General features: G+C 72.0%; 24 protein-coding genes. 13 read left to right on the top strand and 11 right to left on the bottom strand.

Going from position 1 to position 24982, the window contains the following annotated elements; translation table 11 throughout:
• Positions 1–104: 104 nt before the first annotated feature.
• A complete protein-coding gene (locus ACZ7IF_RS36835; RefSeq protein WP_470981039.1) occupies positions 105–2396 on the bottom strand; it encodes a transglycosylase domain-containing protein in 2292 nt (763 codons plus the stop codon).
• 244 nt (positions 2397–2640) lie between these two features.
• Here ACZ7IF_RS36835 and ACZ7IF_RS36830 point away from each other — a divergent pair, with 244 nt between their 5' ends.
• The 5 genes from ACZ7IF_RS36830 to ACZ7IF_RS36810 all read left to right on the top strand — a co-directional run bounded on the left by ACZ7IF_RS36830 (position 2641) and on the right by ACZ7IF_RS36810 (position 7547).
• Complete coding sequence (locus ACZ7IF_RS36830; protein ID WP_470981037.1) at positions 2641–3552, top strand: SPFH domain-containing protein; 912 nt, start codon at positions 2641–2643, stop codon at positions 3550–3552.
• The gene (locus ACZ7IF_RS36825; RefSeq protein ID WP_470981034.1) at positions 3549–3860 is read left to right on the top strand and encodes a type II toxin-antitoxin system antitoxin; all 312 of its coding nucleotides are present in this window, start codon (positions 3549–3551) and stop codon (positions 3858–3860) included. The genes ACZ7IF_RS36830 and ACZ7IF_RS36825 overlap by 4 nt, the downstream gene beginning before the upstream one ends.
• 137 nt (positions 3861–3997) lie before the next feature.
• Positions 3998–4522, top strand: a complete 525-nt coding sequence (locus tag ACZ7IF_RS36820; RefSeq protein ID WP_362466956.1) for a PadR family transcriptional regulator — start codon at positions 3998–4000, stop codon at positions 4520–4522.
• Entirely contained in the window at positions 4519–5205 is a 687-nt protein-coding gene (locus ACZ7IF_RS36815; protein ID WP_470981030.1) for an ABC transporter ATP-binding protein, read from the top strand. The genes ACZ7IF_RS36820 and ACZ7IF_RS36815 overlap by 4 nt, the downstream gene beginning before the upstream one ends.
• Positions 5202–7547 carry an FtsX-like permease family protein gene (locus ACZ7IF_RS36810; protein WP_470981027.1) on the top strand — a complete coding sequence of 782 codons (2346 nt, stop codon included), beginning with the start codon at positions 5202–5204 and terminating at the stop codon, positions 7545–7547. The genes ACZ7IF_RS36815 and ACZ7IF_RS36810 overlap by 4 nt, the downstream gene beginning before the upstream one ends.
• A gap of 239 nt (positions 7548–7786) precedes the next feature.
• Here the strand turns inward: ACZ7IF_RS36810 and ACZ7IF_RS36805 are convergent, their stop codons facing one another.
• A complete protein-coding gene (locus ACZ7IF_RS36805) occupies positions 7787–8734 on the bottom strand; it encodes a hydrogen peroxide-inducible genes activator (RefSeq protein WP_470981024.1) in 948 nt (315 codons plus the stop codon).
• 123 nt (positions 8735–8857) lie between these two features.
• Between ACZ7IF_RS36805 and ACZ7IF_RS36800 the strand changes: the two genes are divergently transcribed.
• The 3 genes from ACZ7IF_RS36800 (at position 8858) to ACZ7IF_RS36790 (ending at position 10643) form a co-directional block, all read left to right on the top strand.
• Positions 8858–9379, top strand: a complete 522-nt coding sequence (locus tag ACZ7IF_RS36800; RefSeq protein WP_470981022.1) for a hypothetical protein — start codon at positions 8858–8860, stop codon at positions 9377–9379.
• A 166-nt stretch (positions 9380–9545) separates the two neighbouring features.
• On the top strand, positions 9546–10100 hold the full coding sequence (locus ACZ7IF_RS36795; protein WP_401244525.1) for a peroxiredoxin: 555 nt from the start codon (positions 9546–9548) through the stop codon (positions 10098–10100).
• A gap of 3 nt (positions 10101–10103) precedes the next feature.
• A complete protein-coding gene (locus ACZ7IF_RS36790; RefSeq protein ID WP_079429556.1) occupies positions 10104–10643 on the top strand; it encodes an alkyl hydroperoxide reductase in 540 nt (179 codons plus the stop codon).
• 78 nt (positions 10644–10721) lie between these two features.
• Here ACZ7IF_RS36790 and ACZ7IF_RS36785 read toward each other — a convergent pair whose 3' ends face one another.
• From ACZ7IF_RS36785 to ACZ7IF_RS36765, 5 genes are all read right to left on the bottom strand, one after another.
• Entirely contained in the window at positions 10722–11408 is a 687-nt protein-coding gene (locus tag ACZ7IF_RS36785; RefSeq protein WP_470981019.1) for a hypothetical protein, read from the bottom strand.
• Positions 11392–12753, bottom strand: coding sequence for an AI-2E family transporter (locus tag ACZ7IF_RS36780; protein ID WP_470981017.1), 1362 nt, complete (start codon positions 12751–12753; stop codon positions 11392–11394). The genes ACZ7IF_RS36785 and ACZ7IF_RS36780 overlap by 17 nt, the downstream gene beginning before the upstream one ends.
• 118 nt (positions 12754–12871) lie before the next feature.
• Complete coding sequence (locus ACZ7IF_RS36775; protein ID WP_470981014.1) at positions 12872–13591, bottom strand: aggregation-promoting factor C-terminal-like domain-containing protein; 720 nt, start codon at positions 13589–13591, stop codon at positions 12872–12874.
• A 412-nt stretch (positions 13592–14003) separates the two neighbouring features.
• A complete protein-coding gene (locus tag ACZ7IF_RS36770; protein WP_469111322.1) occupies positions 14004–15320 on the bottom strand; it encodes a PhoH family protein in 1317 nt (438 codons plus the stop codon).
• Positions 15321–15638: 318 nt separating this feature from the next.
• Positions 15639–16400 (bottom strand): isoprenyl transferase, encoded by a 762-nt coding sequence (locus ACZ7IF_RS36765; RefSeq protein ID WP_362466965.1) that lies wholly within the window; start codon positions 16398–16400, stop codon positions 15639–15641.
• A 127-nt stretch (positions 16401–16527) separates the two neighbouring features.
• Here ACZ7IF_RS36765 and mgrA point away from each other — a divergent pair, with 127 nt between their 5' ends.
• Positions 16528–17565, top strand: coding sequence for an L-glyceraldehyde 3-phosphate reductase (gene mgrA / locus ACZ7IF_RS36760; RefSeq protein ID WP_470981011.1), 1038 nt, complete (start codon positions 16528–16530; stop codon positions 17563–17565).
• Between the two features lie 131 nt (positions 17566–17696).
• On the opposite strand, the gene ACZ7IF_RS36755 is transcribed toward mgrA, so the two are convergent.
• Complete coding sequence (locus ACZ7IF_RS36755) at positions 17697–18440, bottom strand: prepilin peptidase (RefSeq protein ID WP_470981008.1); 744 nt, start codon at positions 18438–18440, stop codon at positions 17697–17699.
• Positions 18441–18695: 255 nt separating this feature from the next.
• Between ACZ7IF_RS36755 and ACZ7IF_RS36750 the strand changes: the two genes are divergently transcribed.
• The 3 genes from ACZ7IF_RS36750 to ACZ7IF_RS36740 all read left to right on the top strand — a co-directional run bounded on the left by ACZ7IF_RS36750 (position 18696) and on the right by ACZ7IF_RS36740 (position 21312).
• Positions 18696–19067, top strand: coding sequence for a DUF192 domain-containing protein (locus ACZ7IF_RS36750; protein WP_470981005.1), 372 nt, complete (start codon positions 18696–18698; stop codon positions 19065–19067).
• Positions 19068–19103: 36 nt separating this feature from the next.
• Positions 19104–19721, top strand: a complete 618-nt coding sequence (locus ACZ7IF_RS36745; RefSeq protein WP_470981002.1) for an SMI1/KNR4 family protein — start codon at positions 19104–19106, stop codon at positions 19719–19721.
• Positions 19722–20016: 295 nt separating this feature from the next.
• Positions 20017–21312 (top strand): extracellular solute-binding protein, encoded by a 1296-nt coding sequence (locus tag ACZ7IF_RS36740; protein ID WP_470981042.1) that lies wholly within the window; start codon positions 20017–20019, stop codon positions 21310–21312.
• 160 nt (positions 21313–21472) lie between these two features.
• Here ACZ7IF_RS36740 and ACZ7IF_RS36735 read toward each other — a convergent pair whose 3' ends face one another.
• Positions 21473–22096, bottom strand: a complete 624-nt coding sequence (locus ACZ7IF_RS36735; RefSeq protein ID WP_470981000.1) for a hypothetical protein — start codon at positions 22094–22096, stop codon at positions 21473–21475.
• 181 nt (positions 22097–22277) lie between these two features.
• Here ACZ7IF_RS36735 and ACZ7IF_RS36730 point away from each other — a divergent pair, with 181 nt between their 5' ends.
• Positions 22278–23411, top strand: coding sequence for a serine hydrolase domain-containing protein (locus ACZ7IF_RS36730; protein ID WP_470980997.1), 1134 nt, complete (start codon positions 22278–22280; stop codon positions 23409–23411).
• 14 nt (positions 23412–23425) lie between these two features.
• Here ACZ7IF_RS36730 and ACZ7IF_RS36725 read toward each other — a convergent pair whose 3' ends face one another.
• Both ACZ7IF_RS36725 and ACZ7IF_RS36720 read right to left on the bottom strand, forming a co-directional pair.
• On the bottom strand, positions 23426–23746 hold the full coding sequence (locus ACZ7IF_RS36725) for a nuclear transport factor 2 family protein (protein WP_470980994.1): 321 nt from the start codon (positions 23744–23746) through the stop codon (positions 23426–23428).
• A gap of 137 nt (positions 23747–23883) precedes the next feature.
• Positions 23884–24717 (bottom strand): polysaccharide deacetylase family protein, encoded by an 834-nt coding sequence (locus tag ACZ7IF_RS36720; RefSeq protein WP_470980991.1) that lies wholly within the window; start codon positions 24715–24717, stop codon positions 23884–23886.
• Positions 24718–24982 lie beyond the last annotated feature (265 nt).

Genomic DNA, 24982 nt, shown 5'->3' with positions numbered 1-24982 from the left:
ACCCCCCCCTCTCCTTGCAGCCCCCACCACCCCCCCCCCCCCCCCCCCCCCCCCCCCCCCCCCCCCCCCCCCCCCCCCCCCCCCCCCCCCGCGCCCGTACGTGCCTAGCGCTGGTCCAGGTTCGGCGCCGGCGGGAAGGGCGGTGTCGGGTCCTTCGTCGGCGGGGTCGGCTTGCCGGTCGGCGGGGTCGGCTTGCCGGTCGGCGGCGTGGGCTTGCCGGTCGGCGGGACCGAGCCGCCGGAGCTGCCCGACGGGTCCGGGGTGCCGGACGGGCGGGTGCTGCCGGTACCGGACGGCGACGGGGAGCCGGAACCGCTGGGGCTGGTCGACGGGGTGGCGGCGCGGGAGGGCGCCGGGGTGCCCATCCTGGCGTCGTCCAGGTCGAACTGGCTCGTGGTCATGCCCTTGAGCGCGGCGGTGGTGTACGCCTGCCAGATCTGCGCGGGGAAGCTGGAGCCGCCCGCGCGGCCCTTGCCGGCGGTGCCGGTCAGGGTGACCTGGCCGTGGGTGTTGGGGTCCTCGCCGAACATCGCGACGACGGTGACCAGTTCCGGGGTGTAGCCGGTGAACCAGGCGGCCACGTTGGACTCGGTCGTACCGGTCTTGCCGGCGGCCTCGTAGGCGGAGCTGCGGACGGCCTTGCCGGAGCCGTCCTGGACGACGCCGGTGAGGACCTTGGTCACGGTGTCGGCGGTGGTGCTGGTGAGCACCTGGGAGCCGATGGGGCTGACGGCCTTGAACTCGCCGTCCTTGTGCTCGGCCTTCTTGATGATGGTCGGGGTGACCTTCTTGCCGTGGTTGTCGAGGGTGGCGTAGACGGCGGCCATCTCGACGGTGTTGGCGCTCATCGTGCCGAGCGACATGGCGGGCTTGTCGGCCGGCCAGCCCTCGCGGTCGACCATGCCCATGGAGAGCGCGGTCTTCTTCACGTTCGTCGGCTTGGCGTCCACGATCATCTGCGCGTACACCGAGTTGACGGAGGAGTTGGTGGCCTCCTGGACCGAGAGCATCGGGTCGCCGTAGTTCTCGTTGTCCTGGTTCTGCGGGGCGAACGGGGTGTCGCTGCCGACCACCTGGCGCTTGCTGGTGCCGTCGTAGAGGGTGCTCGGGTTGATCGGGCGGCCGTCCTGGGTCTTCGACCCGTTCTCCAGGGCGGAGGCCAGCACGATCGGCTTGAAGGTCGATCCCGGCTGGAAGTCGGTGCGCAGGGCGTTGCTCGCCGACTTCTCGGTCAGGCCCACGCCGCCGTACATCGCGACGATGTGGCCGGTCTTGGCGTCCACGGAGGTGGCGCCGGCCTGGACGCTCTGGTCCTGGGGCCGGTCCTTGGTGTTCTTGCGCTCCAGCTTGGACTCCAGCTCGTCCTGGACGGCCTTCTCCAGGGCGGCCTGCTTCTTCTTGTCGATGGCGAGGGTGATCGTCCAGCCGCCGGCGGCGATCTCGGAGTCCTTGATCCCCTGCCGGTTCATCTCGACCTCGGCGGCCTGGATCAGGTAGCCCTTCTGCCCGTCCATGCCCGGACGCGGCTTGGGCTTGATCGGCTCCTGGAACTGCAAGGTCTTGCGCTTGTTCGCGTCCAGCTTGCCCATCTCGACCATGTTGTCGAGGACGGCGTTGAAGCGGATCATGACCAGCCGCTTGCCGTTGGGTCCGGCGGTCGCCCAGTCGTACTGGCTGGGGGCCTGGATGACCGCGGCGAGGTACGCGCCCTGCTCCAGGGTCAGCTTGTCGGAGTCGACGCCGTAGTAGGCCTGGGCGGCGGCCTGGATGCCGTACGCGTTGCGGCCGTAGAAGTTGGTGTTCAGGTAGCCGGCGAGGATGTCCGGCTTCTCCATCCGCTGGTCGACCTTGAGGGAGATGATCAGCTCCCGCAGCTTGCGCGTCGGCGACTGGTCCTGGGTCAGGTAGTAGTTCTTGACGTACTGCTGGGTGATCGTCGAACCGCCGGCCGTGCCCTTGCCGCGGACCGTGTTGACGAGGCCGCGGGCCACGCCCATGACGTCGACGCCGCGGTCCGTGTAGAAGGTCTTGTTCTCGATGGCGATGAACGCGGTGCGGACGTCCTCGGGGATCTTGTCGATCGTGACGATCTCGCGGTTCATGTCGCCGGTGCGGGCCATGACCGAACCGTCGGCGTACTTGTACGTGTTGCTCTGGAGCGTCGCGGTCTTGTTCGGGTCGTTCGGCTCGTCCACGGAGAAGTAGAGGGCTATGCCCGCGACCACCAGGAGGAGGATGCCGCCGAGGAAAGTCCCCAGCAGCGTCTTCCAGTTGAGGAAGCGGCGTATGCCGCTGCGCTTCCCGGTCGCCTTGCCCGTGCGCCCGCCGGCGCGCCCGCTCGGCGCTTTCCGCGCACCGCGTTGCTGCTGCGCCCGTCGCGCATCTGCTCGGCCCATCGCTCCCGCTCCGCTCGATTACCCCCCCGACGTCAGCTCAGAAAACTAACACCGCAGGCTGTGACAAAGGTTGATCAACCCAGATCAATACCGGTCAATTCGGACGTGAGAATCAGCACCCACTCCGATGGAACCGACGCCCACGATGCCGGAAGGGTTGCGGTGTCCGCAAAAAGTGATATCACTTTGATAGAGCGGCACGGTCGACGACGGCCGGGCACAACGCAACAAACGGGGGCATTCCATGGCAAACGCAGCGGACGCGCGACCGAATGAGGTACGGGAGTTCACGGCGCGCAGCGTCGGCGGCGGACCCGCCCTGCTGTTCGGGCTGGCGGGGGTGGCGGCCGGAGCGGGCCTGCTGGCGCTCGCCGCCGTTTCGGGCGCTACGGCGGTCAAGGCCACCCTGATCCCGCTGGGCTTCCTGCTGTTCCTCGGCGCCCTCTTCGCGATGACCGGGCTCAACACCGTGGCCCCGGGCGAGGCCCGGGTGGTCCAGCTGTTCGGCCGCTACCGGGGCACGGTCCGCACGGACGGACTGCGCTGGGTCAACCCGCTGACCTCGCGCCGGAAGATCTCCACCCGGGTGCGCAACCACGAGACGGCCGTCCTCAAGGTCAACGACGCCTACGGCAACCCGATCGAGCTCGCGGCGGTCGTGGTGTGGAAGGTCTCCGACACCGCGCGCGCCGTCTTCGAGGTCGAGGACTTCACCGAGTTCGTCGAGACCCAGACCGAGGCGGCGGTCCGGCACATCGCGATCGAGTACCCCTACGACGCCCACGACGAGGGCGGCCTGTCGCTGCGCGGCAACGCCGAGGAGATCACCGAGAAGCTCGCGGCCGAGCTGGCGACCCGGGTCGAGGCGGCGGGCGTGGCGATCGTCGAGTCCCGCTTCACGCATCTCGCGTACGCTCCGGAGATCGCCTCCGCGATGCTCCAGCGCCAGCAGGCGGGCGCGGTCGTGGCGGCCCGCAAGCAGATCGTCGAGGGTGCGGTGGGCATGGTGGAGCTCGCCCTGACCCGGCTGGCCGAGGAGGACATCGTGGACCTGGACCCGGAGCGCAAGGCCTCCATGGTCTCGAACCTGATGGTGGTGCTCTGCGGCGACCGCGCGGCCACGCCGGTCATCAACACGGGCACCCTCTACCAGTGACCCCGCCCCCCGCCCCCCGCCCCGGCGGCCCCCAGGGCCAGGGGGCCGGCTCCGGTTCCGGTTCCGCCGCGGGCCCGGGCGAGGGCAAGCCCGCCCGGGCGGCCCGGCAGGCGCGCAAGCAGGTGCTCCTGCGGCTCGACCCGCAGGTCTACGACGCCCTCGCGCGCTGGGCCGGGGAGGAGCTGCGCAGCGCGAACGCACAGATCGAGTTCCTGCTGCGCAGGGCCCTGTCCGAGTCGGGCCGGCTCCCCGGCGGCGCCGCCCCGATCCCCCCGCGCGGCCGCCCCCGCAACGCACCGGATTCCTGAGCCGGTACGCCCGTACGTCCCTGCACCCATCCGGGCCCGCCGGCCCCCGCCGGCGGGCCTCCTGTGTGCCCGCTGCGCATATCCGCACGTCAACAACCTATACACCATGCGTATACACGACGTGTATAGTCGCCGGCATGTCCATCGGTCACACCCTGCTCGGCCTCCTGGAGGCCGGCCCGCGCCACGGCTACGACCTCAAGCGCGCCTTCGACGAGACCTTCGGCCACGACCGCCCCCTCGCCTACGGGCAGGTCTACTCGACCATGTCCCGGCTCCTGAAGAACGGCCTCGTAGAGGTCGACGGGGTCGAGAGCGGCGGCGGTCCCGAGCGCAAGCGGTACGCGATCACCGACGCCGGCATCACCGACGTCGAGCACTGGCTCTCCCAGCCCGAGAAGCCCGAGCCGTACCTCCAGTCGACCCTGTACACCAAGGTGGTCCTCGCGCTGCTCACCCACCGCAGCGCCAACGAGCTCCTGGACACCCAGCGCGCCGAGCACCTGCGGCTCATGCGCATCCTGACCCAGCGCAAGCGCAAGGGGGACATCGCAGACCAGCTGGTCTGCGACCACGCCCTGTTCCACCTGGAGGCCGACCTGCGCTGGCTCGAGCTCACCGCCGCCCGGCTCGACCAGCTCGCCCGGGAGGTACGCCGATGACCCCGGCCGGCACCCTGCTCGCCGCCGCGGACCTGCGCAAGTCGTACGGGCCCACCAAGGCCCTGGACGGCGCCGGGTTCTCCATCCACCCCGGCGAGGTCGTCGCCGTCATGGGGCCCTCCGGTTCCGGCAAGTCGACGCTGCTGCACTGCCTCGCCGGGATCGTCACCCCCGACTCCGGCACCGTCACCTACGCCGGCCGCGAGCTGTCCGCGATGAACGACGCCGGACGCAGCGCCCTGCGCCGCAGCGAGTTCGGCTTCGTCTTCCAGTTCGGCCAGCTCGTCCCCGAGTTGACCTGCGTGGAGAACGTGGCCCTGCCGCTGCGCCTCGCCGGGACCCGGCGCAAGGAGGCCGAGGGGACCGCGCTGCGCTGGATGGAGCGGCTCCAGGTCGAGGACCTCCGCGCCAAGCGCCCCGGCGAGATCAGCGGCGGCCAGGGCCAGCGGGTGGCCGCGGCGCGGGCCCTGGTCACCGGGCCCCGGGTGATCTTCGCGGACGAGCCCACGGGCGCCCTGGACTCCCTCAACGGCGAGCTGGTGATGCAGCTCCTCACCGAGGCCGCCCGCTCGGCGAACGCCGCCGTCGTCCTCGTCACGCACGAGACCCGCGTCGCCGCGTACTCCGACCGCGAGATCGTCGTACGCGACGGCCGCTCCCGCGACATGGAGCCGATCATATGAGCGTGCCGGGCAAGGCCCTCGTGTGGAGCCGGGACCTCGCCATGGGCGCCCGGTTCGCCCTCGGCGGCGGCCGCGAGGGGTGGCTGCGCACCCTCTTCACCGGTGTCGGCGTCGGCCTCGGCGTCGCGCTGCTGCTGATCAGCACGGCCGTCCCGGGCGCGCTCACCGCACGCGAACAGCGCGGCGACGCCCGCTCCCTCCTGGGTGCCCCCACGGCCGCGGCGCCGGGCCGCGACACCATGCTGATCGCCAGGGCCGACATGACGTACCACGGCCAGGACATCGAGGGCAGGCTCCTTCACCCGGAGGGCCCCGACGCGCCGCTCCCGCCGGGGCTGAAGGCCTTCCCCGCCCCCGGCGAACTGGCCGTCTCCCCGGCCCTGCGGGAGCTGCTGCGGTCCTCGGACGGCGCGCTGCTGCGCGAACGCCTCGACGGCAGGATCGGCGAGGTCATCGGCGACGCCGGCCTGACCGGCCCGGCCGAGCTCGCCTTCTACCAGGGCGCCGGCAGCCTCCCGGCGACCGAGCCGGGCGAATTCCGCGTCCAGCGCATCACCGGCTTCGCCCCCGATCCGCAAGAGCCGGAGCTCAGCCCGGTGCTGATGCTCACGGTCCTGCTGACCTTCGTCGCCCTGCTGCTGCCGGTCGCCGTGTTCATCGCCGCCGCCGTCCGCTCGGGCGGGGAGCGGCGCGACCAGCGGCTCGCCGCGCTGCGCCTGGTCGGCGCCGACGGGCGGACGGTCCGCCGGATCGCGGCCGGCGAGGCGCTGGCCGGAGCGGTGGCCGGGCTGCTGCTGGGCTCCGTGTTCTTCGTGGCCGGCCGCCTGCTGGCCGGCTCCCTCTCCATCAGCCAGCGCAGCGTCTTCCCGGCCGACCTGACCCCCGCGCCGGGGCTGGTCGCCCTGGTGGCCCTCGCCGTGCCGGCCGCGGCCGTGGCCGTGACCCTGTTCACGCTGCGCGGGGTCGTCATCGAGCCGCTGGGCGTCCTGCGGACGGCGGCCCCTCGCCCGCGCCGCGTGTGGTGGCGGCTGCTGCTGCCGCTCGGCGGGCTCGCGCTGCTCGTGCCTCTGGCGGGCCGCGGCAACGGCGGCGGCCGGTTCAACCAGTGGCAGGTCAGCGGTGGCGTGGTGCTGCTGCTGGTCGGGATCACCGCACTGCTGCCCTGGCTGCTGGAGCGCTGCGTCGGCCGGATGCGCGGCGGGCCCGTCTCCTGGCAGCTGGCCGTCCGCCGCCTCCAGGTCTCCAGCGGCCCCTCCGCGCGCCTGGTCAACGGCATGGCGGTGGCCGTCGCCGGGGCCATCGCCCTCCAGATGCTCTTCTCGGGCGTCGAGGGCGGCACCACCGAGGAGACGGGACAGGACCCGTCCCGGGCCTCGGTCGCGGTCATGATGCACGGCGGCACCGAGTCCGGTCTCGACGCCCTCGGCCGGCAAATCGCCGAGACCCCGGGCGTCACCCGGGCCGTCCCGCTGAACCTCGTGGGCGTCGCCCGGCAGGTCCCCGGCCCCGGCTCCAACGTGACCATCGGCACCTGCCAGGCGCTCGCCGAGGTCGCGGAGCTCGGTGCCTGCCGGGACGGTGACGTCTTCGTCCTCGCCGGCGGCCCGCTGGAGGAGGCCGTCGGTCCCGGGGACCGGGTCTTCGCCGGCGACGTCAGGGTCTCCCCGGAGGTCTCGGCCGGCCTGGGCGCGAAGACCGTCGAGTGGACCGTCCCGGCCGGCGCCCGCACCGTCCGCCCCCGCGAGGACCCGACGGGCAGCCTCCGCTCCGGTCTGCTGGCCACCCCCTCCGCCGCGCCGAAGGGCATGGGGCGCGCCCAGTCCGCGCAGGTCTTCGTCCAGCTCGACGACTCCGTGCCGGACGCGCTGGAGCGGGTGCGCACCGCCGCCTTCAAGGCGGACCCCCTGGCCACGGCGATGACCCTGCGGTCCACGCAGCAGAACCGCGCCTTCTCCGGGATCCGGGCCGGCCTGTTCTTCGGCGCGACCGGGGTGCTGGTCCTGATCGGCACCAGCCTGCTGGTCGGCCAGCTGGAGCAGCTGCGCGAGCGCAGGAGGCTGCTCGCGGCCCTGGTCGCCTTCGGGACCAGGCGCTCGACGCTGTGCCTGTCGGTGCTCTGGCAGACGGCCCTGCCGGTGGCCCTCGGGCTGGTCCTGGCCGCGGGTGCCGGCATCGGGCTGGGCTCGGTGCTGATGGGGATGGCCCACGTCCCGGTGCGGGTCGAGTGGACGCCGGTGCTCCTGCTGACCGGCGCCGGCGCGGGCCTGGTCGCGGCGGTCACCCTGCTCAGCCTGCCGCCGCTGCTGCGCCTGATGCGCCCGGACGGGCTGCGCACGGAGTAGCCCGCGGAGCCTCGCGCCCGCCCCCGCGGCACGCCCGGCGTCCCGGGCGCGGCCCTGATCCGCCCGGACACCCCTGGGTCCTGTCCGGGCGATCTTCGTGGATCAGGCCGCGGGGTCTGGTGCGGTGCATCGCAAGGCGGAGGAGCGCAGCTCGTACTCGGCCGTACTCGCGCGCTCCGACAACGCGGCGAGGTGCCGTGCCGGACGTCGCGGGCCCGCGAAGATCGCCCGGCCAGGGCCTAGTCGGCCGGCCACACCGGGAGCGGGCGTACCGCTTCGCGCAGCGCCGCCGCGATGGCCCGGAACTCCTCCTGGCGGGCCGTACCCGTCCGCATGGCCAGCGCGATCCGCCGCGAGGGCGCGGGCTCGGCGAAGTACCCGGTGGCCAGGTGTTCGTTGCGCGCGGTCTCCAGCCGCAGCGCGGTGCGCGGCAGCAGGGTCACGCCCAGTCCCCCGGCGACCAGTTGTACGAGGGTGGACAGCCCGGCGGCGGTCGTGGTGACGGCGGCGCCGTCGGCCCGGCCCGCCTCGCGGCAGATGTCGAGGGCCTGGTCGCGCAGGCAGTGCCCCTCGTCGAGCAGCAGCAGCCGCAGGTCGCGCAGTTCCTCGCGCGGGATGTCGCGCCGCCCGGCGAGCGGGTGCTCGCGGGGCGCCAGCAGGACGAAGTCCTCGTCGAAGAGGGGCAGTTCGGTGACCCCGGGGACGCCGAGCGGCACCGCGAGCAGCAGCAGGTCGAGCCGCCCGCCGGCCAGTCCCTCCAGCAGCGAGGAGGTCTGCTCCTCGTGCACCTGGAGGTCCATCCGCGGGTACCGCCGGTGGAACAGCCCGAGCACGGTCGGCAGCAGGTACGGGGCCACCGTGGGGATCACCCCGAGCCGCATGATGCCGGTGAAGGGGGCCCGTACGGCCTCGGCCTCCTCCAGCAGCCCGCCCATGGCGTCGAGGACCGTCCGGGCCCGGGCCGCGATCCGCTCGCCCGCCGGGGAGAGCAGCACCTTGCGGGTGGTGCGCTCCAGCAGCTGGACGCCGAGGGCCTCCTCCAGCGCGGAGACGGCGCCGGAGAGGGCCGGCTGGCTCATGCCGATCGCCGCGGCCGCGTCCCGGAAGTGCAGGTGCTCGGCGACGGCCGCGAACGCGCGCAGCTGTGCGAGCGTCGCCTGCTTCGTTCCCCTGTTGCCGACGGCCACTGATAGGTACCTCCGATCACCCACCACCAGACTAGGCCGTGCGTCCTGCGGGCGGCCCGGCGGTGCGTGAGAGTGGAGGAAGGGCGAGGGGGCCCGGCCACGGCCTCCGCCCGGGAGGCAACCATGACGAACAGGCTTGTCCGGATCGCCGCCCTGACCTCGCTGGCGGTCTCACCGCTGCTCCTGGGTCCGGCGGTCCCGGCCCACGCCGTGCCGGCGGCTCCCGCGGCCGGCACCTGCAAGGTCGTGCAGAGCGAAGCCCCGCCGCCGGACAACTGGGCGATCGACGGCAAGGGCTTCACCGGGCTCACCGTCGCGGTCACGGGCGACAACGGCTACAGCAGGTCCACCAGCGTCCAGGCCGGCACCGTCCGGGTCCCCGGCCTGCCCGCGGGCCACTACACGGTCGGGGGCGTGGCCTGCACCGGCGGAATGGACCCGGTGCAGGACGGTGCGGGCAAGGACAAGGGGGCGGACGCGAAGGCCGAGTACGACAAGGGCTTCCGGAAGGGTTTCCAGGCGATCAGGGCCAACTGCGGCGCCAAGCCGCCGAACACCCTGGGCGAGGTCGACCCCAACTGGCAGAAGGGCTACGACGCCGGCGCGGCGCTGGCCGCCAGGACGTTCTGCGGCGGCCACGGATAGGGCAGCGGCCACCGGCCCCGCTTGGGCGGCATTGATAGGGAAGCCTGATCAGCGCGACCACCGTTTGCGATTTCCGCGATCAATGCCACTGTGCCAGCATGTGAGACCGTCCAACCCCTTCGGAAAGCCCCCAAAAGGGCCCCTTTCCGCTCTGCAAGGAGTCAGTGTGCTCACTGTCGGTGACAAGTTCCCCACCTACGATCTGACCGCCTGCGTCTCCCTCGACGCCGACAAGCAGTTCGCGCAGATCGACCACAAGTCCTACGAGGGCAAGTGGCGCGTGGTGTTTTTCTGGCCTGCCGACTTCACCTTCGTCTGCCCGACCGAGATCGCCGCGTTCGGCAAGCTGAACGACGAGTTCGCGGACCGCGACGCGCAGATCCTCGGCGTCTCCGGCGACTCCGAGTACGTCCACCACGCCTGGCGCAAGGACCACGCCGACCTGCGTGACCTGCCCTTCCCGATGCTGGCCGACGTCAAGCACGACCTGATGCAGGCCTGCGGCGTCGAGGGCGAGGACGGCTTCGCCAAGCGCGCGGTCTTCATCGTGGACCCGAACAACGAGATCCAGTTCGCCATGGTGACCGCCGGTTCCGTGGGCCGTAACCCCAAGGAGGTCCTGCGGGTCCTCGACGCCCTCCAGACCGACGAGCTGTGCCCCTGCAACTGGAACAAGGGCGAAGACACCCTGAACGCCGGCGCCCTGCTGGCCGGTGAGTGACGGATGTCCCTCGACTCCCTGAAGTCGGCCATACCGGACTTCGCCAAGGACCTGAAGCTGAACCTCGGTTCGGTCATCGGGAACCAGGACACCCTGACCCAGCAGCAGCTGTGGGGCACCGTCCTGTCCTGCGCGATCGCCGCCCGCTCCCCGCGCGTCCTGCGTGAGCTGGAGCCGGAGGCCAAGGCCGCGCTGTCCCCGGAGGCGTACAACGCCGCCAAGTCCGCCGCCGCGGTCATGGCGATGAACAACGTCTTCTACCGGACGCGCCACCTGCTCTCCGACCCGGAGTACGGCACGCTGCGCGCGGGCCTGCGGATGAACGTCATCGGCAACCCGGGCGTGGAGAAGGTCGACTTCGAGCTGTGGTCGCTCGCGGTCTCCGCGATCAACGGCTGCGGCCAGTGCCTGGACTCGCACGAGCAGGTCCTGCGCAAGGCGGGCGTCGACCGCGAGACGGTCCAGGAGGCCTTCAAGATCGCCTCGGTGATCCAGGCCGTCGCCGTCACCCTCGACGCCGAAGCGGCCCTGGCCGCCGAGTAGTCACCCGTACGGGTGGCGCCACGCGTCACCGTGCCCCCGCGGCCCGCAAGGGCTGCGGGGGCACGGCGCGTTACCGGGTCACTTCTTGCGGAGCCGGTCCATCAGCGCGCGCACGTCCTCGATCATCGCCGCCTTGACGGCGTTCTCGTCGAGGTCGCCGCCCTCGCCGTCCTGGCCCGCCCACCACTGGACCCGCATCGTGAAGACCGCCCCGCCGTCGAGCACCTGGAGCCGGGGCGCGGCCCCCTCCCCGGAGAACACCGCCCGCTCGCCGAGGCCGGGAACCTGCTCCGGCTGGACGGACGGGGAGCGCATGCTCAGGTTGAGGACGGGTCCGGAGCCGAACTCCGGCCCGGGGTCGGTCTTGCGGTGCAGCTCGACCAGCACCTGCGCGTCGTGGGTGGGCAGCCGGCCGTCCCGCCCTCCGACGGAGAAGCAGTGCGACCAGTCCAGCGCCGGGCTCTCGCCGTGACTCGGCATGCCCACGCCCAGGCTCCCGGTCACGGCCCCGACGGCCTTCAGCGGGACCTCCCCGCACAGCTGCTCGCTGTGCCGGTACGCGATGGGCGGCCCGGCGGCGGCGTAACGTTCCTGCACGACCAGTGCCCCCGCCCACACGGCGGAGGCCAGCAGCGCCCCGCCCAGGGCCCAGAGCCAGGGAGCGCGTCGGCGCCCCTCCCGGCCCTCGGGCTGCACGGGCGGGCCCGCGAGCTCGGCCGGGGAGGCCTCGGCCCACTCCCCTTCGAGCTCAGGCTCGCTGATCATCCCCGGCCTCCAGCGCGGCGGCCCGTACCGCCGTGGCCCCGTGCGGTCCCGGACCCGTGGCGGCGACGGCCCCGAGGTGCCGCTCGCGCGAATAGGCCCTCAGGTAGACCACCACGGTGTTGGTGACGGCCACCAGCGGCACCGCGACGACGGCCCCGCCGATGCCCGCGATCATCCCGCCGGCCGCCACCGCGAGCACCACCGCGAGCGGGTGGACCCGTACGGCCCGGCCGAGGATGAAGGGCTGGAGCACGTGCCCCTCGATCTGCTGGACCGCCAGCACCACGCCCAGGACCGCCAGGGCGATGACGGGCCCCTGCGTCACCAGGGCCACGACCACGGCGAGCGCGCCGGAGATCACGGCGCCGACGAGCGGGATGAAGGCGAACAGGAAGATGAACACGGCCAGCGGCACGGCCATCGTCACGTCGAGGAAGTACAGCCCGAGGCCGATGAACACGGCGTCGATGAGCGCGACGAGCACCGTGCCGCGCACGTACGCGGTCAGCGTGCGCCAGGCGCGCGGACCCGCGCCCGCGACACCGGGGCGGGCCGCGGTCGGGACGAGGCCCAGCACCCAGGTCCAGATCTTCTTGCCGTCGTAGAGCAGGAAGAGCGTCGAGAACATCGCGAGCAGCATGCCCGTCATCACCTCGACGAGCACCGTCACGCCCTGGAGGCCGGCGGAGGTGATCTCCTCGGTGTTGGTGCCGATGGTCTCGCTGAGGTTCTTCGCGATGTCGTTGATCTGCTTCTCGGTCACGTGGAACGGACTGTCCAGTGCCCAGGACTTGAGCTCGTTGATGCCCTCGCGGAGCCGGTTGGAGAGGTCGTCCAGGTTCTCCATGACCTGCCAGACCACGAACCAGCCGACCAGCCCGATGACGACGAAGCCGAGGATCGCCGTGACGGCCGTGGCGAGCCCGCGCGGCAGGCCGAGCCTGCGCAGCCGCACCACGAACGGCTGGAGCAGCGCGGTGACGAGCAGGGCGGCGGCGAAGGCGAGGACGACCAGGCGGACTTCGCTGATCACCTTCATCAGGACCCAGACCATCCCGGCGAGCAGCAGCAGCCGCCAGCTCGCCTCGGCGGCGACCCGCACCCCCCACGGGATGACGGTCACCGGGTCGGGCCGGGCCGGCGACGCGGGCGGCGCGTGCCCGCCCGGTGCCGCGGCGCCCTGTGCCGCCGCTGCCGAGGCGGACACGGAGGCCGAGGCGGAGGCGGGCAGCGGCGGTTCGTCGGCGGCCTCGGCCTCGACCTCGGCCCGCCGTTCGTCAAGGGCCGCCTCCATCCGGCTCAGTCTGCTGCCGAGCCGGCCGAGCCAGCCTGCCCTCTTCGCCATGTCGTTCCTTTCCCCCCGCCCAGCGGTGACACCTCGCACGACCGTACACGCGAGGAACCCCACACCGTTGGACGGTGCGGGGTTCCCCGAGGTTGTACGCGGGCCCTATGCCAGGGCTCTAGTACCAGCCGTTGGCCTGGTGGAAGCTCCAGGCGCTGCACGGGCTGCCGTAGCGCTCGTTCATGTAGCCCAGGCCCCACTTGATCTGGGTGGCCGGGTTGGTGCGCCAGTCGGAGCCGGCCGAGGCCATCTTCGAACCGGGGAGCGCCTGGACCAGACCGTAGGCTCCCGAGGAGGAGTTGACGGCCTTGTAGTTCCAGGTGGATTCCTGGTTGATGATGTTCGAGAAGCACTGGAACTGGCCCGCCGGGACCAGCTGCCGGGCGATGTCCTTGACCTGGGCGACCGTGTAGGAGCCCTGGACCGGGAAGTCGCCGGCGTCGCGGGCCGCGGACCGGCTGGCGACCTCGCCCTCTTCCTCGCGCTGCTCCTTGAGCTTGGCGTCGGCTTCCGCCTTCTTCGCCTGCTCGGCCTTCTCGGCCTCCGCCTTCTTGGACTTGGCGTCCTCGGCGGCCTGGATGCGGGCGGCCTCCTCCACCGAGCGCTTGGCGTCGGCGTCGGCGGCGTGGGCGATGCTGTCGGCCTGCTGCGCCAGGGTGGCGCTCTGGACCTGGGCCTGCTCGCCGACCGGGAGGTCGGTGAGGAGAGTCGCGCCGGAAGCGGTCGTCTCGAGGTCGTTCGAAGCGGCATCGCCAGTGGCAACGCCCACGACTGCGCCGACGGTGGTGACCGCGGTGGCCGAAGCCACTGCGAACCCCCGGACCGAGATCCGGCTCACACGGTGTCCTTCCAGCAGCGTCCGCAGTGACCGCGCGATCGCAAGAGTGCCCCTCGACGCTGGTCTCCGTGGTGTTGAGGTCACTGGAGACGCTGGCCCGTGGGCAACTCCCTTGCGGGGGCTGCCGGCTGTACCGGGCGGCATACGGCATCGGCTGTGGAGTTGTTCGTACTGCGCGCATCCCGACGGGGGATACAAGGGTGCCGTATGCGGGGCCTGACGGAAAACAGACTCTGCCGGACCTCGACGCCGCAGGGCAATTCCGCGTTGCGTGTGAAAGGTCACACCTGCTGCGATACCGGTGATTCGGGAAAACGCCTGTGCAGCAGGGCGCCGCCCGGCTAGGCTCCTGGGCCTTTGCCGGGCGGCGCCAACTGACCGTCCCGCTATGGGGGTTTTACCCCGTTCCCTCCTAGAGGGTCTCCAGCATCTCCGTCACCAGTGCGGCGATCGGGGAGCGCTCGGAGCGGGTCAGCGTCACGTGGGCGAAGAGCGGATGCCCCTTCAGCTTCTCAACGACGGCGACCACTCCGTCGTACCGGCCGACGCGCAGATTGTCCCGCTGGGCCACGTCGTGGGTGAGAACAACCCGTGAATTGGCCCCGATCCGGGACAGAACGGTCAGCAGAACGTTCCGCTCCAGGGACTGGGCCTCGTCCACGATGACGAACGCGTCGTGCAGCGAGCGGCCGCGGATGTGCGTGAGCGGCAGGACCTCCAGCATCCCGCGGCCCAGCACCTCCTCGATGACCTCGCGCCCGGCGACCGCCGAGAGGGTGTCGAAGACCGCCTGCGCCCAGGGGCTCATCTTCTCGGCCGCGTCTCCGGGCAGGTACCCGAGGTCCTGGCCGCCGACCGCGTACAGCGGGCGGAAGACCATGACCTTCTGGTGCTGCCTCCGCTCCAGCACCGCCTCCAGGCCCGCGCACAGCGCCAGCGCCGACTTTCCGGTGCCGGCCCGGCCGCCCATCGAGATGATCCCGATCTCCGGGTCGAGCAGCAGGTCCAGGGCGATGCGCTGCTCGGCGCTGCGCCCGTGCAGCCCGAAGGCCTCGCGGTCGCCCCGTACGAGCTTCACGTTGCCGTCGGCCGTGACCCGGCCCAGGGCCTTGCCGCGCTCGGACTGGAGGACCAGCCCGGTGTGCACGGGCAGTTCCGCGGCCTCCGGCACGTAGAGCCGCTCCTCGGAGTAGAGGAGGTCCACCTGCTCCCCCGACAGGGCGAGCTCGCTCATGCCGGTCCAGCCGGCGTCGGTGATGGCGAGCTCCGCGCGGTACTCCTCGGCGAGCAGCCCCACGGAGGAGGCCTTGATGCGCAGCGGGAGATCCTTCGAGACGACCGTGACGTCGTAGCCCTCGGCCTGGAGGTTGCGGGCGACCGCGAGGATCCGCGAGTCGTTGTCCCCGAGCCGGAAGCCCGCCGGCAGGACGCCGGGGTCGGAGTGGTTGAGCTCGACGCGCAGCGTGCCGCCCAGATCTCCCAGCGGGATGGGGGCGTCGAGGCGACCGTAGCGGACCCGGAAGTCGTCGAGCAGGCGCAGGGCCTGACGGGCGAAGTAGCCGAGTTCGGGATGGTGCCTCTTGGCCTCCAACTCGGTGATCACCACGATCGGGAGCACGACCTCGTGCTCGTCGAAGCGGGAGAACGCGTTGGGGTCTGCCAGCAGGACGCTGGTGTCGAGGACGTAGGTCCGCCTGTCGGGCAGGCGGCGCTTTGTGCTGGTCACCACGGAAGGACGTACCCCCTCGGAAGAGGTCGGGCCATGAAGACCGGACCGGTCATCGGCGCCAGTGCCAGGGCCGACTTCCGGCCCTCCAATCCGTCCGTGCGAACCGCACGCTCGTCCTGGTGCAAAGGGCCTCCCGGGCGGACGGCCCTGTGCCGCCCGCTGAGACTCGACACCCGTGGACCGGGCGTCGACCTGCCTGGGTTATGCCCTCGAACGTGCGGTGCCATGCCATGGCATATGACGGACGCTCGGTGAATCCCTGGTGAAGGGTTCGCGCGGGTGACGGGAGGGGGCCGAGGGGGTGTCAGGTGCCTGCGGTCAGGTGCCGTAGCGCCGGTGGCGGGCGGCGTAGTCGCGCAGCGCCCGCAGGAAGTCGACCTTGCGGAAGGCCGGCCAGAAGACCTCGCAGAAGTAGTACTCGGAATGGGCGCTCTGCCACAGCATGAACCCGGACAGCCGCTGCTCGCCGCTGGTGCGGATCACCAGGTCGGGGTCGGGCTGGCCGCGGGTGTAGAGGTGCTCCGCGATGTGGTCGATGTCCAGGACCTCGGCGAGCTCCTCGAAGGAGGTGCCCTTCTCGGCGTGCTCCAGCAGGAGCGAGCGGACCGCGTCGGCGATCTCCTGACGGCCGCCGTAGCCCACGGCGACGTTGACCAGTATCCCGTCGATGTCGTGGGTGGCCTGCTCGGCCTCCTTCAGCACCGTCTGGGTCTGCGCGGGCAGGATGTCCAGGTTGCCCACGTGGTGGACGCGCCAGCGGCCGTCCTCGGCGAGGCCCCGGACCGTGTTCTCGATGATGTTGAGCAGTGGCCGGAGCTCGACCTCCGGCCGGTCCAGGTTGTCCGTGGAGAGCATCCACAGGGTGACGACCTCGACGTCCGTCTCGGTGCACCAGCCGAGCATCTCGGAGATCTTGTCGGCGCCGGCCTGGTGGCCCTGCTCCGTCGTGCCTCCGGACGCCTTGGCCCAGCGCCTGTTCCCGTCCAGGATGACGCCGATGTGCTTGGGCGACGCGTCATGGTCGAGGCGGCCTTCCACCCGGCGTGCATAGAGCCTGTACACCAGGTCGCGCAGCTTCACGATCTTCGAGCCCCTCCGTGCAATGCCCCCGTGCGAATTGCGGTCTCCCCCGAGTCCGCCACATTACTGCGCGCCGGGATCGGGTACCCAACTCGGCCTGTCACAAGTCCGTGATAGCAAGGACATCGTGACTGATAACAATCCCTATCGGGCAGAGCCCTCGCGCTACGACTCCATGCACTACCGACGCACGGGTCGCAGCGGCCTCAAGCTCCCCGCGATCTCCCTGGGCCTCTGGCACAACTTCGGGGACGACCGGTCCCTCGAGTCCCAGCGGGCCATCCTGCGCCGCGCCTTCGACCTCGGCGTGACCCACTTCGACCTGGCCAACAACTACGGCCCGCCGCCCGGCTCCGCCGAGCTGAACTTCGGCAAGATCTTCGCCCAGGACTTCGCGCGCTACCGCGAGGAGCTGGTGCTCTCCACCAAGGCCGGCTACTTCATGCACCCCGGCCCGTACGGCGAATGGGGCAGCCGCAAGTACCTCCTCGGCTCGCTCGACGCCTCGCTGAAGCGGATGGGCGTGGACTACGTCGACGTCTTCTACTCGCACCGCTTCGACCCGGAGACCCCGCTGGAGGAGACCATGGGCGCGCTCGCGTCCGCGGTCCAGCAGGGCAAGGCGCTGTACGTCGGCGTGTCCTCGTACACGGCGGAGCAGACGGCGGAGGCCGCGCGGATCCTGACGGACATGGGCGTGCGCCCGCTGATCCACCAGCCCTCGTACTCCATGATCAACCGCTGGACGGAGGAGGACGCGCTGCTGGACACCCTGGAGGAGGCCGGCATGGGCTGCATCTCCTTCGCGCCGCTCGCGCAGGGCATGCTGACCGGCAAGTACCTCCAGGGCATCCCGGAGGGCTCCCGGGCCAGCCAGGGCAAGTCCCTGAACCCCTCGCTGCTGTCGCAGGACGTGGTCCGCCGGCTCAGCGGACTGAACGAGATCGCGGCCCGGCGCGGCCAGTCCCTGGCCCAGCTGGCGCTGACCTGGGTGCTGCGCGACGAGCGGATGACCTCCGCGCTGATCGGCGCGTCGAGCGTGAAGCAGCTGGAGGAGAACGTCGCCGCGCTGGCGGGTGCGCCGCTCACCGAGCAGGAGCTGAAGGAGATCGACTCCTTCGCGGTGTCCACCCCCGGCACCAACATCTGGGCCCAGCGCGGCTGACCTGCGCTTTTGCCCTGAGGGTGCGTGGAACGAAAAACGGGCCGGTCCGTGGGGGGGATACGGACCGGCCCGAGGGGGGGGTTCCACCATAACCCTTCGTAAAGCGTCCTGCGTGCATTGCCGCAAAACGATTACGCTCCGAATCCGCCCAGCAGCACTCCGGTGAGGGCTCCGGCGGCCATGAAGGGGCCGAAGGCGAAGCCCTGGTCACGGCCCGCCCGGCCGCGCAGCACAAGGCCGAGACCGTATACGGCGCCGTAGAGCAGCCCCAGGAACGCCCCGGCCGCCCATACCCCCCACCCGTACCACCCAAGAGCGACCCCCAGGGCGAGCGCCAGCTTGACGTCCCCCAGCCCCATCCCGGCGGGGTTGATCAGGAACAGCACGAGGTACGAGGCCCCGAGCGCGAGCCCGCCCAGCAGCGCGAGCCGCCACGACCCGGCGGCGCCGGGCAGCAGCGCGGCCGCGCCGAGCAGGGCCGCGCATGCGGCGGCCAGGGGGAGGGTGAGCACGTCGGGCAGCCGGTGCACGGCCAGGTCGACCAGGGCCAGCAGCACCAGCACGGGCGCGAGCGCGACGAACACCGCCGCCTCGGGCCGGGGGCCGAGCCCCGCCCCGAGTGCGGCGCACACCACGGCGGTGATCCCGCCGGTCCACCCGGTGCGGGGGCCGTAGGGCCGCGCCGTCGGCCCGCCGGGGGTCCCGGGGGCGCACCGGGCGGGCCCGAGCCAGCCCCGCAGCGGGTGGCCGTCGGGGCAGCGCCCGCGCCAGGGCTCGCCCGGGTCCACCGAGAGGCGGTACGCCGCGCGGGGCAGCGCCAGGCCGGCGGTGACGCCGTACGCGGTGGCGGCGAGGGTGATCACGAGTGCGCCCATCCGGTGACGGTAGGCCGCCGGGCCGCTCCGCGGGATGGGCCCCGGGACCCAACGCCGCCGTCCCGCCGACGGGGGCGGCCGCTGCGCGGGGCGAGGTCCCCTACCCGCCCTTCCACCGTTCCCCGGGGCTCCGCCCCGGACCCCGTTGCGCTCAAACGCCGCGCGGGCTGGATCTTCCGGCCCCGCCGGCGTTTGAGGCGCGGGGGTCTGGGGCGGAGCCCCCAGGAGGCGGCGCCGAGCCCTAGGGTGAGCCGCATGGCGCACTGGCAGGACGGCCCCGGCACCCTCCGCATCGGCACCGTGGCGGTCCCCCTGGAGGTCGCCGCCTCCTACCGGGCGCGCACCCGCGGCCTGCTCGGCCGCGACGGCGTCGAGGGGGCGCTGCTGCTGACGCCGGCGGGGAGCGTGCACACCTTCCGGATGCGGTTCCCGATCGACGTGGCCTACCTCGACCGCCGGATGCGCGTGATCGCGCTGACCACCATGCCCCCGGGCCGCCTGGGCCTGCCCCGGCTCCGCTCCCGGCACGTGCTGGAGGCCGAGGCGGGGGCCATGGCCGGCTGGGGCCTGGCCGTGGGGAGCCTGGTGGCCGTCTCGGCGTCTGGACGTCCCGCCACGGGGCGGTAGGTTGGGGCGGTTGAGCTGGGGTCTCAGGGGAGCGGCATGACGGAGAACGCGCGGATCAAGGCGCTGGAGCAGATCATGCCGGCGACGCACGGCGCCGACGAGGACGTCGACTGGCAGGCGGCGGAGGCGGTCTGGGGGACCCGGTTCCCGGCCGACTTCGTGGCGTTCATGGGGCGTTTCGGGGCCGGTTCCATCAACGGCGAGGCCAGCATCCTGCTGCCGCTGCCCAAGCCCGGACTCCAGTGGGACCCGGCCGAGATGGCCGAGGAGACCGCCAACGCCCGGCAGCTCTGGGAGGCCGGGGGCGGCCGGGCGGCCTTCGACGTCGATCCGGAGTCGATCATCGCCTGGGGCGTCACCGGCGGGTCCGACATCCTGTGCTGGCTCACCACCGACCCCGACCCGGACCGGTGGCCGGTGCTGGTCGCCGGCCGGCACACCGCCGACGCCTTCGCCGTCCACCCGTACGGCATGGCCGAATTCCTGCTCCGGCTCTGCTCCGACGAGTTCGACGTGAGCCCCGTGAGCATCACCTTCTGGGACGCCGGGCACCTCAGCTTCGTGCACTGGCGCAAGGCCCAGCGCCGCTGGCAGGAGGGACGCAACCCCGAGACGGGCGAGCCCGACCCCTACGCCGGCGAGTTCGCCGACTAGGGGGCCCGCCCGGCCGCCCGCCGAAAATCACACCCAGCCCGTTTCCCCACCGGAAACGGGCTTTTCGGCATGTCTACGCGCGTCGCATATCCCGTACTCACATCGGAAAACACAATTCCGAAAACGCGTGATTGGAGCATTGAACACAAGTACCGCCCCAATGCATTCAAGCCGGCCGCCCGCAGGAGAGAATTCCGGCCAGACGGGCCGCGGCGGGACACCCCAGCCCGGAGCAACTCATAAGTAATAACGGGACTCAAAAGAAAATCAGGGGTATCCACCCGTGCGACGAAGAATGTTCGGCGCGGCCGCGACAGCAGCCGTGTTCGGTCTACTGATACCGCTGTCCGGCTGCGGAAGTTCCTCCGGTGACGGCGGCGGCGACACGCTGCGCCTGGTCGCGGCCGAATACGGCAACACCTCCGCCAACAGTTCCAAGGCTTTCTGGGACAAGGTGACGGCCGATTTCACCAAGGCCAACCCCGGCATCAAGGTCAAGGTCGAGCTCATCCCCTGGGCGGACATCGACCGCGAGGTCTCCCGTATGGTCGACGCCGGCAAGGCGCCGGACATGGCCCTCATGGGCTCCTACTCGGACTTCGCCGCCGAGGGCAAGCTGTATTCCGCGGAAGAACTTCTCTCGATCAGCGCCGAGGCGAACTTCCTCCAGCCCCTCGCCGAGGCCGGGTCCGTCGGCAACACCCTCTACGGCCTGCCCTTCGTGGCGAGCAGCCGTCTGCTCTTCTACAACACCAAGCTGTTCGCGGACGCCGGCCTCGTCGGCAAGGACGGATCGGCCACCTGGCAGCCGAAGACCTGGGCGGACCTGGAGACCGCCGCCAAGGCGCTCAAGGCCAAGGGCGTGAAGTACCCGTTCGCCGTGCCGCTGGGCCCCGAGGAGGCGCACGCGGAGGCGATGATCTGGGAGCTGTCCAACGGCGGCGGCTACGCCGACAGCAGCGGCAACTACAGCCTCGCCTCGGACCAGAACATCGAGACCTTCAAGTGGCTGAAGGAGAAGATGGTGGGCCCCGGGCTGACCGGCCCGACCCCGCCCTCGCAGCTCAACCGCGCCGACGCCTTCGCGGCGTTCCTGCGCGGCGAGGTCGGCATGCTCAACGGCTACCCGTCCCTCTCCTACGAGGCGCGCGCCAAGGGCATCACCGTCGGCGCCGTGGCCATGCCGGTCTCGGACTACCTCGGCACCGGCGAGACCCCGCCGACCGTCGGCGTGGCCGACTGGATGATGGCCTTCAAGCAGAACGGCAAGCGCGAGGAGATCGGCAAGTTCCTGGACTTCGTCTACCAGGACAAGAACCTCTCGGACTTCGCGGGCCGCTACCACCTGCTGCCCTCGACCGTCACGGCCTCCCGGACCCCCTCGGGCGGCGGCCTCGACAGGAACGACGAGCAGTTCCTGACCGCCCTGCGCGGCGCCCAGCTCTACCCGGTCAACGACCCCGCCTGGGTGACCGTCAGCGACACCATCAAGCGCAACATCGGGCGGGCCCTGGAACCGGGCGGCAACCCGAAGGCCGTCCTGGAGGACATCGCCGCGAAGGCGAGCGCCGCCTCGAAGAAGAAGCACTGAAAGTCCCCCGCAGTCAGGGACCTTCGCCTCCCTGCCGCACCCCATCCCGTACGGCAGAATGGCTGTCGGCACTTGATCCAAGGCCGCGGCCCCGTCGCCCGCCGAGCACCCACAAGGTGCACGGGGCGACAGGCCTCCCCCTCTCCTCCCCCGCCTCCCGCTACGCCCCGCCGTTCTCCGCGGCGAACGCCTTGCGGTAGCGCTCGCAGCTCGAATCCCAGCGCAGGGTGCCCGTCAGCGTCCCGTAGTGGGTGCGCGTGACCGACCACTCCACCGTGTACTCGCCGGTGTCGCACGCGATCTTCCTGCCGTCCGCGACCTTCTGACGCCCCGTCGCCGGCTGCCCCGTCAGCTTCCGCTCCACTTCCGCCCGCGCGGTCCCCTTCGCGTCGCGCAGCACGGCGTGCACGACGATCGGGTGCGTGCCGTTCTTGGTGGTCAGGCCCTTGTTCACCAGGACGTCGGACACCGCCCACGCGAACTCGTACGAGGGCGTCCAGGAGAGCGTGTCCGGGTCGGGGACCCGGCGTTCGTCCCTCGGGTCGCCGGGGAGGGCCGGGCGGGAGACCGTCCCGTACTGGATCCCCGGGTGGAACCGGACCTGGCCCTCCAGCTTGTGCTTCTGGTCCTTGGTCCACATGGACTTCATCTCGTGCTCGCCCCCCGCCGGGTCCTGGAGGTATCCGGTGCCCGGTGCGGCGGTGGCGGGCGCCTGGCCGAGGGCGGGGGCGACGGCCGCGGCTGCCGCGGCGAGGGCGAGGGCGGCGGTGCGAGTGCGCTTCATGCCGGGTCCAACGGGCCCCCGCGGCGGGCCGGAACGAGGCCGTGCGCGCGTTCACCCGTACGGAGCGGCCGGCGGACGCACAGGTGACGGATTCCCCTTCCGGGCCGGAATGCGCCCCGGGCGCCTCTGGTTGTCTGTGCCCGGACGGGGAAACGCTCCCCGCACGACCACGGGGGACGACATGGGCATGACGGTGGACGGGACGGTCGCGCCGGGCTGGGAAACGGTACGGGAGGAGTTCGAGGCCTTCGTGGCCGCCGAGCCGAACCCGCCGGAGGCCCAGCTGGCGGTGCGCCACCACGGGCGGACGGTGGTGGACCTGTGGGGCGGCGAGGACACCGACGGGTCCACCCTGAGCGGGGTCTTCTCCCTCACCAAGGGCGCCGCGCACCTGGTCGTGGCGCTGCTGGCGCAAGAGGGCGTACTGGACCTGGAGCGCCCGGTGGCGGCTTACTGGCCGGAGTTCACCGGGCACGGCAAGGAGCGGCTGACGGTGCGGCAGCTCGTCGCGCACGGCTCCGGGCTGATCAGCACCGACGAGGGCTTCTCGTACGAGGAGGTCGCGGACGACGCGTTCGTCGCGGCCCGGCTGGCGGGGCAGAAGCCGTTCTGGGAGCCCGGCACGGCGTACGGCTACCACGCCTTCGTGATCGGCGCGCTGACGGGCGAGGTGGTGCGGCGGGTCACGGGCCGCTCGCTCCAGGAGGTCTACGAGGAGCGGGTTCGGGCGCCGTACGGGCTGGACCTGTACATGGGGCTGCCGGCGGAGCTGGAGGGCCGCTGGAAGCCGGTCCTGGAGATGCTGCCGACGCCCGCGCAGCGGGAGCTGCTCGCGGCGGGCGGACCGCTGCCCGAGATGCTGAAGACGGCCTTCAACTGGCGCCACGAGCCGCCGATGGACCTCGTCGGGTACGCCAACCACCCGAAGGTGAAGGCCCTCGGCCCGGCCTCGGCGGGCGGCAGCGGCACGGCGCGCGGGGTGGCCGCCCTGTACGCGGCGGCCATCAGCGGGCTGGACGGCCGGCCCCCGCTGCTGGAGCCGGCGACGGTGGCCGACGTGGCGCGGCTGCACACGCCGGGGCCGGACCGGGTGACCTCGGAGGCGGACCACTTCGGGCTGGGCTTCGAGACCCAGCCGGCGGTGGGCCCGGAGGCGTTCGGGCACTGCGGCGCGGCGGGCGGCAACGGCTTCGCCGACCCGGTCACGGGGATCGCGTACGGGTACACGCGCCGCCGCTTCGGCTTCCCGGGCGGGCTGGCCCCGGAGAACGGGCGCCTGACGGCGGCGGTGCTGAAGGTGGCGCGGGGGCTGTAGGCCGCGCGCCCTGCTCAGGCCTGGCCGGTCTCGAAGCGGCTGATGTGGCCGTCGGAGACGGTGAACCGCCAGGCGGTGCGCATCTCGCCCCAGGTGTCGTTGCGGTAGTTCGCGACCAGGGCGCGCCCGCCGTCGGACTCGGACTCGACGTCCATGTGGCCCCGGGAGGCGAAGATCTCCCGCTCGGCCCACTCCTGGAGGTCGCGGTCCGAGCCGTCGTCGGACATCGTCGCGCCGGGGGTCAGCGCGGCGGTGAAGGCGGCCTGGTCGCCCGCGTTGACGGCGGTGACGAAGGCGCGGACGGCGGGGTCGGTGAGCTGGGCCGGCTTGATCACGGGGCCTCCTGGTCGTGCGTGTGCGTACGGTGCCGCGCGCCGTTCTGCGCGCGCGACCAGGGAACACCCCCGGCGGGGCCGGGCGGCCGACCCTCACCCGTTCGCCGTCCGGCGGCGTGTCAGTGCCGGTGCCGTCGTCAGGAGGGGTCGGGGGCGGTGCGCACCGGGAAGCCGGTGGGCCGGCCCTGCTCCTTCAGCCAGGTCAGGACCTGGTCGAGGGCGGCGACGGTCTGCTTGCGGTCGCCGCCGCCGTCGTGGAAGAGGATCGTGGGGCCGTTGCCGATCTCGCGCTTGACGGCGTCGACGATGGCGGCGGTGCCGGGCTTGCCGAAGTCCTTGGTGTCGACGTTCCAGCCGAGCGGGCGCATGCCGGCGGCGGCGGCGATCCTGCGGCTGTCGGGGGTGAAGGCCCCGCCCGGGGCCCGGTAGTACTCGACCTCGGCGCCGCCGGCGGCTTCCTCGATCAGCTTCTTCGCGTCGAGGATCTGTGCCTGCTGGTAGGCGACGGGCTTCTTGTCCATGGACGTGTCGTGGTCCATGGAGTGGTCGCAGAGCCGGTGGCCGGCCGCGACCACCTTCTTGACCAGGTCGGGGTGGGCCTTGGCCTGCGGGCCGATCATGCAGAAGACGGCCTTGACGTCGTGCTCGGCCAGCACCTCCAGGACCTGCGGGGTCCAGCGGGGGTCGGGGCCGTCGTCGATGGTGATGTTGACGGCGTTGCCGCCGGCCTCGCTGGCGTGGGCGATGCTGTCGGGCAGCCCGGCCGGCCGCGCCTGCGGCGGCTGGGCGCCCGGCCCGTTGCCGCCCCCGGGGGTGTCCGTACCGGTCTGGTGGGCGGCGTCACCGGGCCGGGTGGGGCCGTCGTCGGTGGTGACGAGGGCCGTCACGCCCCAGATGGTGGCGGCCACGGCGGCGGCCGAGGCACCGACGGCTATCCGGTTCCGGAGGCTGTGCTTCTGGGTGTTCGTCATGTGTCCACTCCCCGTCCGGCCTTGCAAGGGTTCTGTGGGTCATGACGCCTTGATACCTGGCGGGGTTCCACCGAATTGCCCAATAAATTCCAGGTAATAAGGACTTTGGTCCTCAATAACCTCAGTTGTCACATCTGTTCGGGGCACGCGAAAGGCGGGTGGGGGGGGGGGGGGGGGGGGGGGGGAGGGCTCCGAAGGTGAACGGGGGGGGGGGGGAGCGGTGGTGGCTGATACTGGGTCGATATGTGATGTGTGAGTGTTCGGT

This window comes from Streptomyces sp. NPDC037421, assembly GCF_055602105.1.
This window is presented reverse-complemented; position numbering and strand designations above follow the sequence as displayed.

Coding starts and splice junctions, on each gene's coding strand:
- ACZ7IF_RS36835 (WP_470981039.1), bottom strand. CDS start 2,396: ATGGGCCGAGCAGATGCGCGACGGGCGCAGCAGCAACGCGGTGCGCGG.
- ACZ7IF_RS36830 (WP_470981037.1), top strand. CDS start 2,641: ATGGCAAACGCAGCGGACGCGCGACCGAATGAGGTACGGGAGTTCACG.
- ACZ7IF_RS36820 (WP_362466956.1), top strand. CDS start 3,998: ATGTCCATCGGTCACACCCTGCTCGGCCTCCTGGAGGCCGGCCCGCGC.
- ACZ7IF_RS36815 (WP_470981030.1), top strand. CDS start 4,519: ATGACCCCGGCCGGCACCCTGCTCGCCGCCGCGGACCTGCGCAAGTCG.
- ACZ7IF_RS36810 (WP_470981027.1), top strand. CDS start 5,202: ATGAGCGTGCCGGGCAAGGCCCTCGTGTGGAGCCGGGACCTCGCCATG.
- ACZ7IF_RS36800 (WP_470981022.1), top strand. CDS start 8,858: ATGACGAACAGGCTTGTCCGGATCGCCGCCCTGACCTCGCTGGCGGTC.
- ACZ7IF_RS36790 (WP_079429556.1), top strand. CDS start 10,104: ATGTCCCTCGACTCCCTGAAGTCGGCCATACCGGACTTCGCCAAGGAC.
- ACZ7IF_RS36785 (WP_470981019.1), bottom strand. CDS start 11,408: ATGATCAGCGAGCCTGAGCTCGAAGGGGAGTGGGCCGAGGCCTCCCCG.
- ACZ7IF_RS36780 (WP_470981017.1), bottom strand. CDS start 12,753: ATGGCGAAGAGGGCAGGCTGGCTCGGCCGGCTCGGCAGCAGACTGAGC.
- ACZ7IF_RS36755 (WP_470981008.1), bottom strand. CDS start 18,440: ATGGGCGCACTCGTGATCACCCTCGCCGCCACCGCGTACGGCGTCACC.
- ACZ7IF_RS36750 (WP_470981005.1), top strand. CDS start 18,696: ATGGCGCACTGGCAGGACGGCCCCGGCACCCTCCGCATCGGCACCGTG.
- ACZ7IF_RS36745 (WP_470981002.1), top strand. CDS start 19,104: ATGACGGAGAACGCGCGGATCAAGGCGCTGGAGCAGATCATGCCGGCG.
- ACZ7IF_RS36740 (WP_470981042.1), top strand. CDS start 20,017: ATGTTCGGCGCGGCCGCGACAGCAGCCGTGTTCGGTCTACTGATACCG.
- ACZ7IF_RS36735 (WP_470981000.1), bottom strand. CDS start 22,096: ATGAAGCGCACTCGCACCGCCGCCCTCGCCCTCGCCGCGGCAGCCGCG.
- ACZ7IF_RS36730 (WP_470980997.1), top strand. CDS start 22,278: ATGGGCATGACGGTGGACGGGACGGTCGCGCCGGGCTGGGAAACGGTA.
- ACZ7IF_RS36720 (WP_470980991.1), bottom strand. CDS start 24,717: ATGACGAACACCCAGAAGCACAGCCTCCGGAACCGGATAGCCGTCGGT.